Below are 16,191 nucleotides of genomic sequence, written 5' to 3'. Positions count from 1 at the left end.
CCACGCTCGCCGGATGGGGGAGAACGTGCTGGTGCTCGGAGGGCGCAGCGAGATCGGGGTCGAGGTGGCACGGCGGATCGCCCCGGGAGCCACCGTGGTGCTGGCGGCCCGGCGCAGCGCCGAGCTCGACACCGAGGAGAAGGTGCTGCGCGAGGCGAGGGCCGCGGAGGTGGACCGGGTCGAGTTCGACGCCGACGCCGTCGACACCCACCGCTCCGTCCTGCTCGACGTCGTGCGCCGCCACGGGCGGCTCGACGTGGTCGTGGTCGCCTTCGGGATCCTCGGCGACCAGGCCCGCGCCGAGCGCGACCCCGCACACGCGCTGGCGATCGTGCACACCGACTACGTCGCCCAGGTCGCCGTCCTGCTGCAGCTGGCCGCGATCCTGCGCACCCAGGGCCACGGCACGCTCGTGGTGTTCTCGTCCGTGGCGGGGGCGCGGGTGCGGCGGGCCAACTTCGTCTACGGCTCGGCGAAGGCGGGCCTTGACGGCTTCGCGAGCGGCCTCGCCGACTCCCTGCACGGCAGCGGCGTCCGGCTGCTGCTGGTGCGGCCGGGGTTCGTCATCGGGCGCATGACCGACGGGATGACGCCCGCGCCGTTCTCGTCCACCCCGGCCGAGGTCGCGGAGGCCACGGTGGCCGCGCTGCGCGCCGGGCGCGGCGAGGTGTGGGTGCCGGGCGTGCTGCGCCCGATCTTCGCCGTGCTGCGGCACGCCCCGCGGGCCCTGTGGCGGCGGATGCCGCGGTAGCCCCGCCGCCCGCCGACGCTGCTCACGCCAGCAGCTCGTACCAGGCACCGTCCTCGATCGTCCGGTCGCCGTCGATCCCGACCACGCCGTCGCGGGTGAACCGGCCGGCGAGGCGGAAGCCGGCGCGCTCGGCCACGTGCCGGCTCGCGGTGTTGGACCAGGACGCGCCGATCTGCAGCCGGTGTCGGCCCAGCCCGCCCGCAGCCACAGGCGTGACGGCGTGCGCCACGACCAGGTCCAGCGCCCCGCCGACCACCCCGCGCCCCCGGGCGTCCGGATGGGCCCAGTAGCCGATCTCGCCCGCGGTGGGGTTGACGGGGTCGTCGAGCGCGAACACCGAGATGTTCGCGAGCAGCCGGTCGTCGACCGGGTCCGCCACCGCCCAGGTGACGCTGCGCCCGAGCGACTCGTCGAGCCGGGCCGTCAGGACGAACTCCTGTGCCGCCTCCACGGTGTAGGGGTGCGGCAGGCCGGGCAGCCAGTGCCGGGTGCGCGGATCCGCGCAGGCCTCGACGATCCGCGGCAGGTCCGCGGCGGTGTGCGGGCGGAGCCGGACGCGCTCGCCGGTGAGCGTCGGCGTCGGCCACCAGATCGTCCGCGGGGTCATCGGGTCGGTGGCGGTGAGCGAGGCGAACCAGCCGTCCACCAGCCCGCCGCGGCGGGGCACGGCGAGGCGCCGCGTGCCCTCGTGGCGGAAGCCGCAGGCGTGCGCCACGCGCCAGGACGCGAGGTTGCCCGCCTGTGCCCACCAGTGCAGCACCGGCAGTCCGGCCTCGCGGAACGCCCACCGCGCCGCGAGCCGCTGCGCCCGCGCCATCACCCCGCGCCCGCGCGCCACCGGTGCGAGCCCGAAACCGACCGACGGCGGCGGACCCGGGTTCACGTCCAGGTTGCCGGCGAAGCGCCCGTCCGCCTCGACCGCCCAGCGGAACGCCGCGCCGGTGCGCCAGTCGTGCGGGGCCTTCTCCTCGATCCAGCGCCGCGCGTGGCCGGGGCCGTACGGGACGGGGATGCTCGTCCAGCGCACGGTCTCGGGGTCGCGCGCCATCGCCAGCACGCCCTCCGCGTCGTCGGGGGTGTGGGCGCGCAGGGTCACCACGCCGTCGGTCAGCGTCGGCGCGGACGTGGGCAGCGGCACCCGCCGATCATGGCGGAGACGCGCCAGGATTCGCATGACGAACGGCACTTTCGTCGGCTAGGTACCGACGAGAGTGCCGTTCGTCCGGGTGGGAACCTGCTCAGCCGCGCAGGCGCGGGCGCAGGTCGGCCTCGGGGATGCCGGTGAGGCCGTGCGCGGCGATCCGCGTCGCGAGCGCGTCGGCGAACGCGCGGAGCCCGCGGACGTCGACGCCTGCGGGCGGCGGAGCGGCCCAGGACCCGATCCGGTCCGCGGCGCGTTCGAGCAGCGCCGCGGCGCCCTTGGCGTTGCCGCGCTGCGCGTGCGTCAGGCCGACGGCGAGCTGCGCGAGCCCGCGCCACAGCTCCCGCTCCTGTTCCGGCGCGGCCTTCCACGCGGCCTCCAGCACCTCGTGCGCGGGGAAGGGCAGGCCGGCGTCGAGCAGGCGCTGGGCCTCGGTGACGCTCTCGTCGGCGCTGAGCACGAGGTCCTCGGGCACCCGCTCCACGCCCTCGGCGCCGTGGGGGAGCGGGCGGCCCGCCGCGTCGCGGGGGCGGGAGTTGCGGGCCCGTCCCGACGGGTCCCTGTCGCGCGCGATGCTCACGTCCACACCGTGCCACGCGCGGAGCACACTGGCGGTGTGGATCACCTCATGCGCGCCGAGGCACTGCTCACCGCCACCCCGCTCGTCGACGGCCACAACGACCTGCCGTGGGCGCTGCGCCGCGTCGCGGGCCCGGACCCGGCCGACGCCGTCGCCGGGACCGACCTGGTGGCCGGGATGCCCGCGCTGCAGACCGACCTGCCGCGGCTGCGGGCCGGACGCGTCGGGGTGCAGTTCTGGTCGGTGTACGTGCCGTGCTCGTTCGCCGGTTCCGACGCGGTGACGGCCCTGCTCGAGCAGGTCGAGCTCGTGCACCGGCTCACCGAGCGCTACCCGGACCTCGCCCTCGCCACCACGGCCGACGCCGCCGAGGCCGCGTTCGCGCAGGGCCGGGTGGCCTCGCTGCTCGGCGCCGAGGGCGGGCACGGCATCGCCGGATCGCTCGGGGTGCTGCGGGCGCTGCGCCGTCTGGGCGTCCGGTACCTGACGCTCACCCACAACGCGAACACCGAGTGGGCCGACTCGGCCACCGACGAGCCCGTGCACGGAGGCCTGAGCGACTTCGGGCGCGAGGTCGTGCGGGAGATGAACCGGATCGGGATGATCGTCGACCTCTCCCACGTCGCGGCCACCACGATGCGCGACGCGCTCGCCACGACCGCGGCGCCGGTGCTGTTCACGCACTCCTCGTGCCGCGCGGTGAACGACCACCCGCGCAACGTGCCGGACGACGTGCTGGGCGCACTGGCCGCGAACGGCGGCGTCTGCATGGTGACGTTCGTGCCGCGCTTCGTCTCGGCGGCGGTGACCGCCTGGGACCGGGAGCTGGGGGACGCGATGGCGGCGGCGGGCCATGACCACCGCGACGTGGCGGCCCGCAGCGCCTTCGCCGCCGACTGGGACGGCCCGCCGTGCCCGCGGGCGACGCTCGACGACGTGGTGGCGCACGTCGAGCACGCCCGCGAGGTGGCGGGCATCGACCACATCGGTCTCGGCGGCGACTACGACGGCACGGTGGAGCTGCCCGTCGGGCTGGAGGACGTGTCGCGCTACCCGGTGCTGTTCGCCGCGCTGCTCGAGCGCGGCTGGAGCGAGGAGGACTGCGCGAAGCTCGCCGGCCGCAACGCGCTGCGCGTGCTGCGCGCGGTGGACGACGCGGCCGCCGCCTGACCGCGCTGCGATAGCGTGACCCGGTGCCGGACCGCGTCGTCGAGATCTTCACCGACGGTGCGTGCAGCGGGAACCCCGGCCCGGGTGGCTGGGGCGCCGTCCTGCGGTACGGCGCCGTCGAGAAGGAGCTCCGCGGCGGCGAGGTCGGGCCCACCACCAACAACCGGATGGAGCTGATGGCCCCCATCCGGGCGCTGGAGAGCTTGACCCGTCCCGTCGTCGTGCGGATCTACACCGACAGCACCTACGTGCGCAACGGCATCCTCAGCTGGCTGCCCCGGTGGAAGGCCAACGGCTGGACCACCTCGGCCCGGACCCCGGTGAAGAACGCCGACCTGTGGCAGCGCCTGGACGAGGCGGCGTCGCGGCACCAGGTCGAGTGGCTCTGGGTGAAGGGCCACGCAGGCCACCCGGAGAACGAGCGCGCCGACCGCCTGGCCGTCCGCGGCCTGTCGGAGGTTGCAGGCCGCCCCTGACACCTGACGCACCTTGGAGCCGTACTGCTCTTCCCGGGCCCGAGAATCAGCAGTAAGGCTCCAAGGTGCGGTGGTCAGCGCGCGACGCGGTACCAGATGTTGGTCGAGAGCGGTGTGTGGCTCACGTCCATCCGTTCGAGGGCGACGGTCGTGCCGCCCGGGTGGTCGAACAGCCGCACGCCGTCGCCGAGCAGGACGGGGGCGATGCACGTGAGCACCTCGTCGAGGACGCCGGCCTCCAGGCACGAGCGGGCGGTCCGCGCGCCGAGGACGTCCACGTAGCCGTCGCCCGCGGCGGCGCGGGCCGCGGTGACGGCCTCCTGCAGGTCCGTGACGAAGGTGAAGCCCGGCAGCGGCTCCCGCGGCGGGCGGCTGGTGAGCACGAACTGGGGACCGCTCCACCCGCCACCGAAGACCTGCCCCTCGGCCTCGGTGCCCCGGTGCGGGGAATCGCCGCGGAACGTGCGCCCGCCGACGAGGATCGCGCCGGTCCGGCTGATCAGCTCCGTCACCAGCGGGTCCGGCCCGAGGAAGGGCGTCAGCCAGGACATGTCACCGCCGGGTCCCGCGATGAACCCGTCCAGCGACATCGTGACCGAGTACAGCACCTTCGCCATGAGCTACCTCCACAGTGATCGTTGTGCCTGACCCCTGTCGAGACGGCAGGACGCCGGGGAACTCATCGGTCGGGCGGTGCCAGCGCCGCGGGCAGGGTCATGGGCAGCCCGAACGCCGGGAACAGACCGGTGTCGTGGAAGGCGGTGGCCTCCACGACGAGGCCGTCCTCGATCCGCAGCACGGAGACGGCGAAGGCGTGGTGGACGGTGTCGCCGGGGGCGCGCAGGTACGCGGCCGCGGCCGGCTGCGCGTTCGCCCGCACCGGCAGCACCTTGAACCGCCCGACGTAGTGCGGCGCCGTGGGGTCCCAGCTCGTCGCCAGTGCGGCGAGCACCGTGTCGCGGCCGCGGAACCACATCGGCCACGGCGGCATCGAGGTGCGCACGTCCTCGGCGAGCAGCGCCGCGACGGTGTCGAGGTCGGCGCGTTCCACCGCGTCCATGTAGCGGCGCAGCACCGCGCGCTCCTCGGGGGTGGCCCCCGTCGCCGCCGCCCACTCCGCGCGCCGCTCGGGCAGCCGCTCGCGCAGCGTGGCGCGGGCCCGCTGCAGCGCGCTGTTCACCGACGCGACGCTGCCGCCCAGCACCGGGGCGATCTGCGCGGCCCGCCACCCCAGCACGTCGAACAGCAGCAACGCGGCGCGCTGGCGGGGCGGCAGGTGGTGCAGCGCGGCCAGGAAGGCCAGCTCGATCGTCTCGCGCGTCACCGCCACCGCCGCCGGGTCGGCGTCCTCCGACGCGACCGGCTCCCACATCCGGTCGGGGAAGGGCTGCAGCCAGGGGAGGTCGGTGCGGGGCGGCAGGTCGGCGCTCGCGTCCGAGGGCGGCCGCAGGTCCGGTGGCAGCACCCGCCGGCTCCGGCTGTCGAGGACGTCGAGGCAGGCGTTCGTGGCGATCCGGTAGAGCCAGGCGCGGACGCTCGAACGCCCCTCGAAGCTGCTCATGCCCTTCCAGGCCCGCAGGAACGTCTCCTGCACCAGGTCCTCGGCCTCGTCGTAGGAGCCGAGCATCCGGTAGCAGTGCACCCGCAGCTCGCGCCGGTGGCGCTGGACCAGCGTCGTGAACGCGGTCTCGTCGCCCACACCGTCCCCGGCCTGCACGGGCTGCAACCTACGCCGTTCCCCCGGCGTGGCGCCCGCGGACGTGTGGCGCCCGCCGGGGTACCACGAGTCCGGACTCGTAGGCGAGGACGACGAGCTGGGCGCGGTCGCGGGCCTGCAGCTTGGTCATCGCGCGGCTCACGTGGGTCTTCGCGGTGGTCGGGCTGACGACCATCCGCGCGGCGATCTCGTCGTTGGAGAGCCCGTGAGCGACGAGGGCCACCACCTCGCGCTCCCGGTTGGTGAGCAGGTCGAGGTCGGGCGAGGAGAGCGCACCGGGTGGCCGGGCGACGAACTCGCTGATCAGCTGCCGGGTCACCGCGGGCGAGAGCAGCGCGTCGCCGCGGGTGACCACCCGCAGTGCCTGCAGCAGACCGGCCGGGTCGGTGTCCTTGAGGAGGAATCCCGCCGCCCCGGCGCGCAACGCGTTGAACAGGTGCTCGTCGAAGCCGTAGTTGGTCAGCATCACGACCTGCACACCGGCCAGCCGGTCGTCCTCGACGATGCGCCGGGTCGCCTCGATGCCGTCCATCACGGGCATCTGCACGTCCATGAGCACGATGTCCGGCCGGTGCGCGAGGGCGGCATCGACACCGTCCCGACCGTTACCGGCCTCGGCGAGCACGGTCAGGTCGTCCTCCGCGTCCAGGAGGGCCCGGATGCCGGAGCGGATCAGTTCCTGATCGTCGACGAGTACGACGGTGATCATCGACGTCCGTTCGTCGGCAGCTCGGCCACGACCGAGAAGCCCCTGACCGGGCCGGGGCCCGCCACCAGGTGGCCGCCGAGCCCGGTGACCCGTTCCCGCATGCCGATCAGCCCGTGGCCGGGCACCGGCGGCTCGCGGGAGGTGTCGCCGTCGTCGGTGACGCGCACCGTCAGCGCCCCGCGTCGGTAGCGGAGGCACACGGTCGCGGTCGCCTCGCCGGCGTGCCGGGTGACGTTGGTCAGGGCCTCCTGGATGACGCGGTAGGCCGTCTGGTCGACCTGCGGCGGCAGCGGGCGCGCGCGTCCCTCGACCACGACCGTGACGGGCAGGCCGGCGGCGCGAGCCTGCTCGACCAGCGCCGTCATCCGCTCGAGGCCCGCGCCGTTCGCGTCGTCGTCGCGGCGCAGGGTGTCGAGGGTCGCCCGGAGCTCGCGGGACGCGTTGCTGCTCGCCTCCTGGATGGCCAGCAGTGCCGCGGCCGGCTCCTCACCCTTCTTCCGGGCCAGGTGCGCCGCCACACCGGCCTGGACCTTGATCACCGAGATGCTGTGCGTCAGCGAGTCGTGGAGTTCCCGAGCGATGTGCAGGCGCTCCTCGACCGCGTGGCGGCGACCGGCCTCCTCGCGGGTGCGCTCGGCCTCCTCGGCACGCTGCTCGACCTCGCGCACATACGCCCGCCATTGCACGAACGCGACAGCGGAGATCACGCCGGTGGCGAGCCAGCCGGCTGCGTAGAACCGACTCCGATCCCGACCGGTACGCACGGCTGCGGAGCCTACGGGGTGGCTGTCACGGGCCGCATCCTCCGCCGGGAGTGCTCCCCGCGTACTCCCCGCGCAGCAGTCCCGAGAGCTCCCTGCGGCGGGAACGGGGGACGAAAGAGTCATCTCCGGTAGGACTTTTCACGGATTCGGCTCGTGAAGGATCGAATGCAATCAGGCGTGGCAAAGGACTGAATTGCGATGACAATGACAAAATTGCCCGGCACGGAACGGGCGCCGTTGGGCATCCGGCTGCTGCAAGGCCTGAGGAGGGACCTGGACTGGTCGACGATGACGGCCGAGGAGCTGGCCGCCCGGAGCGCCGCGGAGAACCGCACGGTGGCGTCCCGTCCGGCCCGGGTCATCATCGGGTTCCCGGACCGGGGCGCCGTGATCCGGTGGCGGGAGGTCGCGCTGCCCGGCCGCCGGTTGCGGGTCCGGGTGCACCGGCCGTCGCCCGGGCGCCGCGGCCGGGGCGCCGACCGGACGCACCTGCCGCTCGTGCTCCACGTGCACGGCGGTGGGTTCGTGGGCACCGCGGTGCAGAGCGACTGGGTGAACAGCCACCTCGCCGCGCGGCTGCCCGCGGTCGTCGTCTCGGTCGAGCACCGCCTGCTCGCCCCGGGGACCCCGATGTCGGCGGCCGCCGACGACGGCTGGGACGTGCTGCGGCACGTGCTGGAGAACGCCGCGGCATGGGGCGTCGACCCGGCGCGGACCGCCGTATTCGGTGAGAGCGCCGGCGGGCTGATCGCTGCGCTGGCCGCGCTCCGGGCCAGCGCGTCCGGCCTGGCCCTGGCCGCGCAGGTGCTGGTCAACCCCTGCGTCGACCTGACCCCGGCGATGTTCGACCACGCCTCGATCATGCAGCACGCCCACAGCCCGACCCTCACCGTGGCGCGGTTGGAGGTGTTCCGCCGGCTCGCCGTTCCGCGGGGAACGGATCCGCGTGCGGTGTCGCCGTTGCACGCCGACGACCTGGGCGGGCTGGCCCCGGCGCTCGTGGTGGTGCCGACCCTCGACCCGGTGGCCGACCACGGCCGCCGTTACGCCGAACGACTGCGCGCGGCCGGGACGCCCGCGCGCACCGCCGAACACCCCGGAGCGACGCACGCCTTCCTCAGCACGCCGGGTGTGGTGCGCCAGGCCAGGGCCGCGCGCGACCAGATCGCCGGGTTCCTGCGGGATCGCCTGGTGGATGCACGGCCAGGGCGCGACGAGATCGACCAAGACGGGAAGCGATGACCACCACCGAACTCGCCGGGGTGAGCGAGCAGTCCACGCCATCCCCGGATCCCGGATCCGCTCCACAACGGGGCGCGACCTCGCTGCTGCGCCCCCATCTGGGGAGCTTCGCCGCCGTCGTGATCCTGCAGATCATCGGCGCTGTCGCCGGTCTGGCTCCGCTGCTGGCCGTCGTCGAACTGGGTCGCGCCCTGCTGGCTCCCGCCCCGATCGAGCACGGCCATGTCTGGTTCGTCGTGATCGCGGGCGCGGTCGGCCTGCTCGCGCGGCTGTTGTTCACGGCCGCGTCGTCGGGGATCGGGCACGTCCTGGACGACCAGGTGCAGCTGTCGTTCCGCCGAGCTCTGGCCGCGCGGTTGGGGCGGGCACCGATCGGCTGGTTCTCCCGGCGCCGGACCGGTGAGCTGGCCAAGGTCGTCGGCGAGGACGTGAGCGCCGTGCACCCGTTCATCGCCCACGCCCCCGGCGAGCTCGTCGCCGCGTTCGTGGTGCCGCTGGTCTCGCTGGCCTACCTGGTCACCGTCGACTGGCGGCTCACACTGATCACGCTGGTACCGGTGGTCCTGGCGGTGGCGCTGGTCCCCGTGATGATGACGCCGACCCGGCTGCGCGAGCAGGAGGAGTTCGACGCGGCGATGGGACGGATCGCGAGCTCCGTCGTCGAGTTCGTGCAGGGCATCGCGGTGGTCAAGGCGTTCGGTGGAGGCGAGCGCGCCCACCGCAGGTTCCGCACGGCCGTGGACGACTTCGTCGGCTCCTTCTCCCGGATGGTGCGCGGTCTCGCCGGGATCGCGGCGGGGATGCAGCTGGCGCTGTCGCCACCGTTCGTGCTGCTGGTCGTGCTGATCGGCGGTGCCGCCCTGATCACGACCGGTGGCATGGCCCCGGCCGACCTGCTGCCCTTCCTGCTGCTGGGGCTCGGCCTGACCGCTCCGGTGGCGGCGCTCGGCCACGGCTTCGACGACCTGCAGGCCGCCCGGCGCGCGGTCGGCCGGATCCGGGACGTGCTCGCGGTGCCGTCACTGCCGGAGCCCGCGCACCCGGCCGCACCGCAGGGCCACCGGGTGGAGCTGCGCGGCGTGCGCTTCGGCTACGAGACCGACCACGAGGTGCTGCGGGGGATCGACCTGGTGCTCGAGCCGGGCACGGTCACCGCGGTCGTCGGGCCGTCGGGGAGCGGGAAGTCCACGCTGGTCCAGCTCTTGCCGCGGTTCTTCGACCCGACCCACGGTTCGGTCGTCCTGGGTGGTGTCGACCTGCGCGAGCTCGGTAGCCGCGAGCTCTACGAAAAGGTCTCGTTCGTCTTCCAGGACGTCCGCCTGCTGCGTGCGTCGGTGGCGGACAACATCGCGCTGGCGGTGCCGCACGCCGACCTCGACGACGTGGTGCGCGCCGCCCGCCTGGCGAACATCCACGACCGGATCCTCGAGATGCCGCGCGGCTACGAGTCCGTGATCGGTGACGACGCCGGGCTCTCAGGTGGCGAGGCGCAGCGGATCTCGATCGCACGTGCGCTCCTCGCGGACGCGCCCGTCCTGGTGCTCGACGAGGCGACCGCCTTCGCCGACCCGCAGACCGAACACGCGGTGCGCCGGGCGCTGACGAACCGGGTGGGCGATCGGACGGTCCTGGTCATCGCCCACCGCCTGGAGACGGTCGCCGACGCCGACACCGTGGTGGTGCTGGAGAACGGGGAGATCGTCGAGCGCGGCAGGCCCACCGAGCTGCTGGCACAGGACGGGAGGTTCGCCGCCTTCTGGCGATCCCACCGATCCGCGACGGAAGGCGAGGAACGCCCGTGATCTCGATGTTGCTGCGTGTGCTGGGACGGGAGTACGCCCGGCCGGTGCGTCGCACCGTCGCCCTGATGACGATCACCGCGATCGCCGAGGGCCTGTCCTACGCACTGCTGGTTCCCGTGCTGCAGGCTCTGTTCGGGAGCACGCCCGGGGACGCGTGGCCGTGGCTGATCGCGTTCGGGTCCGCGGTCACGGTCTACGCGGTGCTGCGCTACCTCGGCGATCTGTCCGGTTTCCGCGCCGGGACCACGCTGCTGGAGGGGATGTACCGCCGCCTCGGCGACCATCTGGCCCGGCTGCCGATCGGCTGGTACGGCGGCGGCCGCGTCGGGGAGGTGTCCGCACTGGCCGGCGGGGGCGTCCTGCAGGCGATGAGCGTGATCGCACACCTGCTGGCACCGTTCATCTCGGCCGCGGTGACGCCCCTGACGATCGTCGTCGTCATGCTCGCCGTGCACTGGCAGCTGGGGGTGGCCGCGGCGGTCGCCGCACCGGTCGTGGCGGCGGTCCAGGTCTGGACGGGACGCGCGACGGCCGCCGCCGACGCCGAGCGCCACGAGCGTGACCACGAGGCCACCGGGCGGGTCATCGAGTACCTCCAGGCCCAGCCGGTGCTGCGGGCCGGTGGCCGCACCGTCGAACGCTTCCGGTTCCTCGACGACTCGCTGCGGCAGCTCCAGCGGGCGTCCCGTCGGAGCCTGCTGGCGGCCCTGCCCGGCGTCGTGGGCGTGACGCTCGTGGTGCAGGCGGTGTTCACCGTGTTGCTGGTTCTGGGCGCCTACCTCACGCTCGGCGGGGGCATCGGGGCGGCAGAGGTCCTGGCGGTACTGGTGCTGGCTGCCCGCTGCGCGGACCCGCTGCTGTCGCTGTCCGACATCGGCGGCAAGCTCCGCGCCGCGCGTTCCGAGCTGTCCCGGCTCGACGCGGTGCTGCGCACCGAACCCCTGCCGGAACCCCGGGAACCGGTCCGACCGGTCCGCCACGACCTGGAGTTCGAGTCCGTCGCCTTCCGGTACGGCGACCGTCCGGTGCTCGACGACGTGTCGGTGTCCGTGCCGGAGGGACAGCGGCTCGCCGTCGTCGGACCCTCGGGTGCGGGGAAGAGCACGTTGCTGCAGCTGCTCGCGCGGTTCGCCGACGTGGACGCCGGCGCGGTGCGCGTGGGCGGCGTGGACGTGCGCGCGATCGACACCGACGTGCTGATGGCGCAGTTCGCCATCGTCTTCCAGGACGTCTACCTCTTCGACGGCACGATCGAGGAGAACGTGCGCCTGGGCCGTCCCGATGCCGATGCGGCGCAGGTGCGGGCGGCCGCGACCGCGGCGCGGCTGGACGAGGTCATCGCCCGGCTGCCCGGCGGATGGGCGACGAACGTCGGCGAGGGTGGCGCACTGCTCTCGGGTGGCGAACGCCAGCGCGTCTCGATCGCGCGAGCGCTGCTGAAGGACGCACCCGTCGTGCTGCTGGACGAGGTGACCTCCGCGCTCGACCCGCTGAACGAGGCGGCCGTCCACGAGGGCATCGAGCACCTGATGGCGGGCCGGACGGTGGTGATGGTGGCGCATCGGATGCAGACCGTCCGACGCGCCGACCGCATCGTCTTCCTGGAGGGCGGCCGGATCGTGGAGGAGGGCAGCCACGACGACCTCCTGCGCCACGCCGGCCGCTACGCCGACTTCTGGAACACCTCCCTGGCACCTTCCGGCACGTGAGCGCCTCAGCTCCCGTTCAGCAGCTGCTCGAACGGCACCGGGGTGTCGAACGGGTCGGGCGCCGCCGTCGCGGAGCGGCCGGCCACCAGGTCGGCCAGCTCTCCGGCGGCCCGGGCGATGCGGCGGTCCAGCGCCGGGACGCCTGCGCTGCCGCCCGCCCAGTCCTCGGGCGCGGCGAACACCGCGGTGGGCACGACCACCGCGTGCAGGTACGCCATCAGCGGGCGCACCGCGTGCTCGAGCGCGAGGGAGTGCCGGCCCGTGCCGCCGGTGGCGGCCACCAGGGTGGGCTTCCCGTCGAGCACGCCCTCCTCCAGGGCGTCGAAGAACAGCTTGAACAGGCCGTTGTAGGACGCCGAGAACGTCGGCGTGACCGCGACCAGGGCGTCCGCGCCGACCACCGCGTCCACGGCCGGGCGCAGGCCCGGCGCCACGAAACCGGTGAGCACCGCGTCGACGAGCTCGTGGGCGTGCTCGCGCAGCTCCACGACCTCGACCCGCACGTCCTGCCCGCGGTCGGCCAGCGCCCCCGAGGTGGCGGCGGCGAGCCGGTCGGCGAGCAGCCGGGTGGAGGACGGGACGCCGATCCCGGCGCTCACGACCGCGATCTTCCGGGTGGTCATGCCGACACCTCTTCCGTCTCGCGTGCGGTCTTCAGGCTCTCGTGGGTCGGGGCGTCGGGGACGCCGGCCGGGGTCCGTGCCGCGAACTCCTCCCGCAGCACCGGGATCACTTCCTCTCCCAGGATGTCCAGCTGCTCGAGCACGGTCTTGAGCGGCAGGCCGGCGTGGTCCATGAGGAACAGCTGGCGCTGGTAGTCGCCCGCGACCTCGCGGAAGGTCAGCGTCTTGTCGATGACCTGCTGCGGGCTGCCGACCGTCAGGGCCGTCAGCTGCGAGAAGTCCTCCAGCGACGGGCCGTGGCCGTAGACCGGGGCGTTGTCGAAGTAGGGCCGGAACTCGCGCACGGCGTCCTGGGAGTTCTTCCGCATGAACACCTGCCCGCCCAGGCCGACGATCGCCTGGTCGGCCGAGCCGTGGCCGTAGTGCTCGAAGCGGCGCCGGTAGAGCGCCACCATGCGCCGGACGTGCCCGGCGTCCCAGAAGATGTTGTTGTGGAAGAAGCCGTCGCCGTAGTACGCGGCCTGCTCCGCGATCTCCGGGCTGCGGATCGAGGCGTGCCACACGAACGGCGGCACCCCGTCCAGCGGCCGCGGTGTGGAGGTGAAGCCCTGCAGGGGCGTGCGGTGCTTCCCCTCCCAGTCGACGACGTCCTCGCGCCAGAGCCGGCGCAGCAGCGCGTAGTTCTCCACGGCGAGCGGGATGCCGTCGCGGATGTCCTTGCCGAACCACGGGTAGACCGGCCCGGTGTTGCCGCGGCCCATCATCAGGTCGACGCGGCCGTCGGACAGGTGCTGCAGCATCGCGTAGTCCTCGGCGATCTTCACCGGGTCGTTCGTGGTGATGAGCGTCGTGGCCGTGGACAGCAGCAGCCGCTGCGTCCGCGCGGCGATGTAGCCGAGCATGGTGGTGGGGGAGGAGGGCACGAACGGCGGGTTGTGGTGCTCGCCGGTCGCGAAGACGTCCATACCCACCTCCTCCGTCTTCAGCGCGATGGCGACCATCGCCTTGATCCGCTCCGCCTCGGTCGGGGTGCGGCCCGTGGTGGGGTCGGGCGTGACGTCACCGACGGAGAAGACGCCGAACTGCATGCCCATCTCGATCCCTGCCTCCAGTAGTTGCATCTGCAATTACCCGGCCCAACGCAGGGAGGCCGGCTTTCATGCCCGGACCGTGCTCGGCGCCACTCCGCGCTCGCGCTTGAACGCCGCGCTGAAGGTGAACGCGTCGGAGTAGCCGACCCGGCGCGCCACCGCCCCGACCGTGACGTCGGGGTCGGCGAGGTACTCGGCGGCGAGCGTCATCCGCCAGCTGCGCAGGTAGGCGAGCGGTGCGTCGCCGACGAGCTCGCGGAACCGCTTCGCGAACGCCGCCCGTCCCGACCCGCCCCGCGCGGCCAGCTCCTCCACGGTCCAGCGCCGCGCCGGATCGGCGTGCAGCGCCTCGAGCGCAGGCCCGACCACGGGGTCGGCCAGCGCGGCGAACCAGCCCGGCCGCTCGGGCGCGTGCGTCGCGAACCAGGCGTTCAGCGTGCAGGTGAGGAGCCAGTCCAGCAGCCGGTCGGTGACCACCGCCGGCCCGTCGCAGCCGCGGTCGAGCAACTCGAGCAGGACGACGCAGTCCGGGTCGTCGGGCGCGACGACGGCGGCCGGGGGCAGCGCGCTCGTCAGGCGGACCCCGCCACCCCGGGACCGGTACCCGCACACCAGGAGGGCCGCGCCGGCGTCGCCCGCCCGCACGGTCACGGTGGCGCCCGGCTGGATCATCGCGACCCCGCCGGCGGGGAGCCGCTCGCCCGCCACGTCGACCTCACCCGACACCACGCCGCACAGCACCAGCGGCGAGCCCACGGGAACCGCGTACTCCTCGCCGGGGGCGAGCGGGGTGCGCCGCAGCGCGCCCTCGTGGGTCCGGATCCCACGGAGCAGGGTCTCCAGGACCGTCACACCTTCGGAGCATAGACGCGCACGCATCCGCCGCGGACGCGCGAGCATGGTCGTGGGAGGCGTCCCCGAGATCCACTGGTCGCATGGACGCAGATATCTCGGTGCTGGCCGGGAGTGGTAAGTCGGGTCGTCGGGTCGCCGCGGCGCTGCGGGCCGCCGGGCATCCGGTGCGGGTCGCGTCCCGGACCTCGGAGGTCACGTTCGACTGGCTGGACGCGAGCAGCTGGCCCGCCGTGACCGCTGGGGCCGGCGCGCTCTACCTCGTCGCCCCCGGCGACCCCGCCCCGCTGCGGCCGTTCGTGGACCTCGTGCAGGAGGCGGGCGTGAAGCGCGTGGTGCTGCTGTCGGGCCGGAACGCCGACGAGTGGGGAGGCCGATACGGGCACGCCATGGTGGCCGCCGAGGACGTCGTGCGCGGAAGCGACCTGAGCTGGACGATCGTGCGGCCGAACAACTTCATGCAGAACTTCACAGAGGATGTGTGGCACGCTCCGCTGCTCGCCGGCCGGCTCGCCCTTCCCACCGGCGGGGTGCCGGAGCCGTTCATCGACCTCGACGACCTCGCGGCCGTTGCGGCCCGGCTGCTCACATCCGACGGGTACGAGGGCCGGACGTTCGAGCTGTCCGGACTCACTGCCCTGACCTTCGGCGACGCCGTGGCCATGATCGCAGCTGCCACGGGGCGGCAGATCCGGTATGACGAGATCACCCCGGATGCGTACGTCGAAGAGCTGCGCGCCGACGGCGTCGGGGAGGACTGGGTCACCGAGCTGAGCAGCATGTTCGAGGTGCTCCGGGACGGCATCAACGCCGCCCCGGCGCCCGGTGTCGAACAGGTCCTCGGCCGACCGCCGCGGTCGTTCGCCGACTGGGTGGCGCACATCGCACCCACAGGGGTGTGGGACGGCTGAGCCGCGGCTGCGCCGGACGGTTCGCGTCACGCCTTCGGCCCGACGGCATCGTCGAGTGCGGCCACCGCGTCCTTCCGCGCCACCGAGATCGTGTTGTAGCGGGGGAAGCGGTGGGCGATGCCGAGCCGCTCCAGCCCCGCGGCGCTCGACGAGCTCCTGCTGCCAGGGCTCGAGCACGATGGGGCGGGTGTGCTTCTTGCCCGGGCCGTGCTGGGGGAAGAGGCAGATCCAGTGCTTCGTGAAGCTCTTCACCGCAGTGCAGCCTGTGCGCTGCACGACGGAGACGGCGCTGCCGACGGCAGCACCTCGCGCATCGCGTGCTGCACCTCGCGCTGTATGCCCGGCCAGTCGTCGGCGCACTACACCCAGAGGCAACTGGTGCGCTGCGCCGTGGTGATGTGCCCGTCGCCCGGATATGCGCCGAGCAGGTAGGCGTACGAGGCGTCCAAGCCGCGACCGGCGCACAGTGGACAGTCGGCCGAGCGACCAGGGGCGTCGAGATCGGCACGCCGATCTCCCTTGCGCCAATGCGCGACCGTCCGCTCGGGGATCCCGGTGATCCGGGCGATCTCGCGGGTGCTGCTGCCCGCCCGGCACAGCGCGCGGACCTGCTCGACGGAGCGCCGGGAGTGCATGACGGGAGTGTGGCGTGC

The 16,191-nt window shown here is 73.8% G+C and carries 17 protein-coding genes; 7 read left to right on the top strand and 10 right to left on the bottom strand.

What is annotated here, in order from left to right; translation table 11 throughout:
* Nucleotides 1–13: 13 nt before the first annotated feature.
* Nucleotides 14–751 carry a decaprenylphospho-beta-D-erythro-pentofuranosid-2-ulose 2-reductase gene (dprE2, locus tag FB558_RS01595; protein ID WP_142047415.1) on the top strand — a complete coding sequence of 246 codons (738 nt, stop codon included), beginning with the start codon at nt 14–16 and terminating at the stop codon, nt 749–751.
* 22 nt (nt 752–773) lie between these two features.
* On the opposite strand, the gene FB558_RS01590 is transcribed toward dprE2, so the two are convergent.
* Both FB558_RS01590 and FB558_RS01585 read right to left on the bottom strand, forming a co-directional pair.
* Complete coding sequence (locus tag FB558_RS01590) at nt 774–1,889, bottom strand: GNAT family N-acetyltransferase (RefSeq protein WP_170231152.1); 1,116 nt, start codon at nt 1,887–1,889, stop codon at nt 774–776.
* Between the two features lie 100 nt (nt 1,890–1,989).
* Nucleotides 1,990–2,472 (bottom strand): DUF309 domain-containing protein, encoded by a 483-nt coding sequence (locus tag FB558_RS01585; RefSeq protein WP_142047411.1) that lies wholly within the window; start codon nt 2,470–2,472, stop codon nt 1,990–1,992.
* A 48-nt stretch (nt 2,473–2,520) separates the two neighbouring features.
* Between FB558_RS01585 and FB558_RS01580 the strand changes: the two genes are divergently transcribed.
* Both FB558_RS01580 and rnhA read left to right on the top strand, forming a co-directional pair.
* A complete protein-coding gene (locus tag FB558_RS01580; protein WP_142053529.1) occupies nt 2,521–3,642 on the top strand; it encodes a dipeptidase in 1,122 nt (373 codons plus the stop codon).
* 23 nt (nt 3,643–3,665) lie between these two features.
* Complete coding sequence (gene rnhA / locus FB558_RS01575; protein WP_142047408.1) at nt 3,666–4,118, top strand: ribonuclease HI; 453 nt, start codon at nt 3,666–3,668, stop codon at nt 4,116–4,118.
* 74 nt (nt 4,119–4,192) lie between these two features.
* Here rnhA and FB558_RS01570 read toward each other — a convergent pair whose 3' ends face one another.
* The 4 genes from FB558_RS01570 to FB558_RS01555 all read right to left on the bottom strand — a co-directional run bounded on the left by FB558_RS01570 (nt 4,193) and on the right by FB558_RS01555 (nt 7,308).
* The gene (locus tag FB558_RS01570) at nt 4,193–4,735 is read right to left on the bottom strand and encodes a dihydrofolate reductase family protein (RefSeq protein ID WP_142047406.1); all 543 of its coding nucleotides are present in this window, start codon (nt 4,733–4,735) and stop codon (nt 4,193–4,195) included.
* 62 nt (nt 4,736–4,797) lie between these two features.
* Complete coding sequence (locus FB558_RS01565; protein ID WP_246106198.1) at nt 4,798–5,835, bottom strand: sigma-70 family RNA polymerase sigma factor; 1,038 nt, start codon at nt 5,833–5,835, stop codon at nt 4,798–4,800.
* Between the two features lie 10 nt (nt 5,836–5,845).
* The gene (locus FB558_RS01560; RefSeq protein ID WP_142047404.1) at nt 5,846–6,544 is read right to left on the bottom strand and encodes a response regulator; all 699 of its coding nucleotides are present in this window, start codon (nt 6,542–6,544) and stop codon (nt 5,846–5,848) included.
* Entirely contained in the window at nt 6,541–7,308 is a 768-nt protein-coding gene (locus FB558_RS01555; RefSeq protein ID WP_246106197.1) for a sensor histidine kinase, read from the bottom strand. Before FB558_RS01555 ends, FB558_RS01560 begins: the two co-directional genes overlap by 4 nt.
* Nucleotides 7,309–7,512: 204 nt before the next feature.
* Here FB558_RS01555 and FB558_RS01550 point away from each other — a divergent pair, with 204 nt between their 5' ends.
* Genes FB558_RS01550 through FB558_RS01540 form a run of 3 tightly spaced genes read left to right on the top strand, consistent with a single transcriptional unit; the run spans nt 7,513 to nt 12,061 of the window.
* Nucleotides 7,513–8,550: an alpha/beta hydrolase fold domain-containing protein gene (locus FB558_RS01550; protein ID WP_142053525.1), complete on the top strand. Its 1,038-nt coding sequence runs from the start codon at nt 7,513–7,515 to the stop codon at nt 8,548–8,550.
* Entirely contained in the window at nt 8,547–10,352 is a 1,806-nt protein-coding gene (locus tag FB558_RS01545; RefSeq protein ID WP_142047400.1) for an ABC transporter ATP-binding protein, read from the top strand. Before FB558_RS01550 ends, FB558_RS01545 begins: the two co-directional genes overlap by 4 nt.
* 5 nt (nt 10,353–10,357) lie before the next feature.
* Nucleotides 10,358–12,061, top strand: a complete 1,704-nt coding sequence (locus tag FB558_RS01540) for an ABC transporter ATP-binding protein (protein WP_246106470.1) — start codon at nt 10,358–10,360, stop codon at nt 12,059–12,061.
* A 5-nt stretch (nt 12,062–12,066) separates the two neighbouring features.
* Here FB558_RS01540 and FB558_RS01535 read toward each other — a convergent pair whose 3' ends face one another.
* The 3 genes from FB558_RS01535 to FB558_RS01525 all read right to left on the bottom strand — a co-directional run bounded on the left by FB558_RS01535 (nt 12,067) and on the right by FB558_RS01525 (nt 14,627).
* The gene (locus FB558_RS01535; RefSeq protein ID WP_142047396.1) at nt 12,067–12,684 is read right to left on the bottom strand and encodes an FMN reductase; all 618 of its coding nucleotides are present in this window, start codon (nt 12,682–12,684) and stop codon (nt 12,067–12,069) included.
* Entirely contained in the window at nt 12,681–13,772 is a 1,092-nt protein-coding gene (locus tag FB558_RS01530; protein ID WP_142053523.1) for an LLM class flavin-dependent oxidoreductase, read from the bottom strand. The genes FB558_RS01535 and FB558_RS01530 overlap by 4 nt, the downstream gene beginning before the upstream one ends.
* 69 nt (nt 13,773–13,841) lie before the next feature.
* Nucleotides 13,842–14,627 carry an AraC family transcriptional regulator gene (locus FB558_RS01525; RefSeq protein WP_170231151.1) on the bottom strand — a complete coding sequence of 262 codons (786 nt, stop codon included), beginning with the start codon at nt 14,625–14,627 and terminating at the stop codon, nt 13,842–13,844.
* Between the two features lie 83 nt (nt 14,628–14,710).
* Here FB558_RS01525 and FB558_RS01520 point away from each other — a divergent pair, with 83 nt between their 5' ends.
* On the top strand, nt 14,711–15,538 hold the full coding sequence (locus FB558_RS01520) for an NAD(P)H-binding protein (protein WP_142047392.1): 828 nt from the start codon (nt 14,711–14,713) through the stop codon (nt 15,536–15,538).
* A gap of 359 nt (nt 15,539–15,897) precedes the next feature.
* Here FB558_RS01520 and FB558_RS43770 read toward each other — a convergent pair whose 3' ends face one another.
* Complete coding sequence (locus FB558_RS43770) at nt 15,898–16,173, bottom strand: helix-turn-helix domain-containing protein (protein WP_211365964.1); 276 nt, start codon at nt 16,171–16,173, stop codon at nt 15,898–15,900.
* Between the last annotated feature and the right edge of the window lie 18 nt (nt 16,174–16,191).

This window comes from Pseudonocardia kunmingensis (assembly GCF_006716445.1).
Classification (GTDB): Bacteria; Actinomycetota; Actinomycetes; order Mycobacteriales; family Pseudonocardiaceae; genus Pseudonocardia; species Pseudonocardia kunmingensis.
This window is presented reverse-complemented; position numbering and strand designations above follow the sequence as displayed.

Bases quoted from the DNA above. Each gene is read 5' to 3' on its own strand.
- dprE2 (WP_142047415.1), top strand. From the start codon at position 14: ATGGGGGAGAACGTGCTGGTGCTCGGAGGGCGCAGCGAGATCGGGGTC.
- FB558_RS01580 (WP_142053529.1), top strand. From the start codon at position 2,521: ATGCGCGCCGAGGCACTGCTCACCGCCACCCCGCTCGTCGACGGCCAC.
- FB558_RS01570 (WP_142047406.1), bottom strand. From the start codon at position 4,735: ATGGCGAAGGTGCTGTACTCGGTCACGATGTCGCTGGACGGGTTCATC.
- FB558_RS01560 (WP_142047404.1), bottom strand. From the start codon at position 6,544: ATGATCACCGTCGTACTCGTCGACGATCAGGAACTGATCCGCTCCGGC.
- FB558_RS01550 (WP_142053525.1), top strand. From the start codon at position 7,513: ATGACAAAATTGCCCGGCACGGAACGGGCGCCGTTGGGCATCCGGCTG.
- FB558_RS01545 (WP_142047400.1), top strand. From the start codon at position 8,547: ATGACCACCACCGAACTCGCCGGGGTGAGCGAGCAGTCCACGCCATCC.
- FB558_RS01540 (WP_246106470.1), top strand. From the start codon at position 10,358: ATGTTGCTGCGTGTGCTGGGACGGGAGTACGCCCGGCCGGTGCGTCGC.
- FB558_RS01535 (WP_142047396.1), bottom strand. From the start codon at position 12,684: ATGACCACCCGGAAGATCGCGGTCGTGAGCGCCGGGATCGGCGTCCCG.
- FB558_RS01530 (WP_142053523.1), bottom strand. From the start codon at position 13,772: ATGCAGTTCGGCGTCTTCTCCGTCGGTGACGTCACGCCCGACCCCACC.
- FB558_RS01520 (WP_142047392.1), top strand. From the start codon at position 14,711: ATGGACGCAGATATCTCGGTGCTGGCCGGGAGTGGTAAGTCGGGTCGT.
- FB558_RS43770 (WP_211365964.1), bottom strand. From the start codon at position 16,173: ATGCACTCCCGGCGCTCCGTCGAGCAGGTCCGCGCGCTGTGCCGGGCG.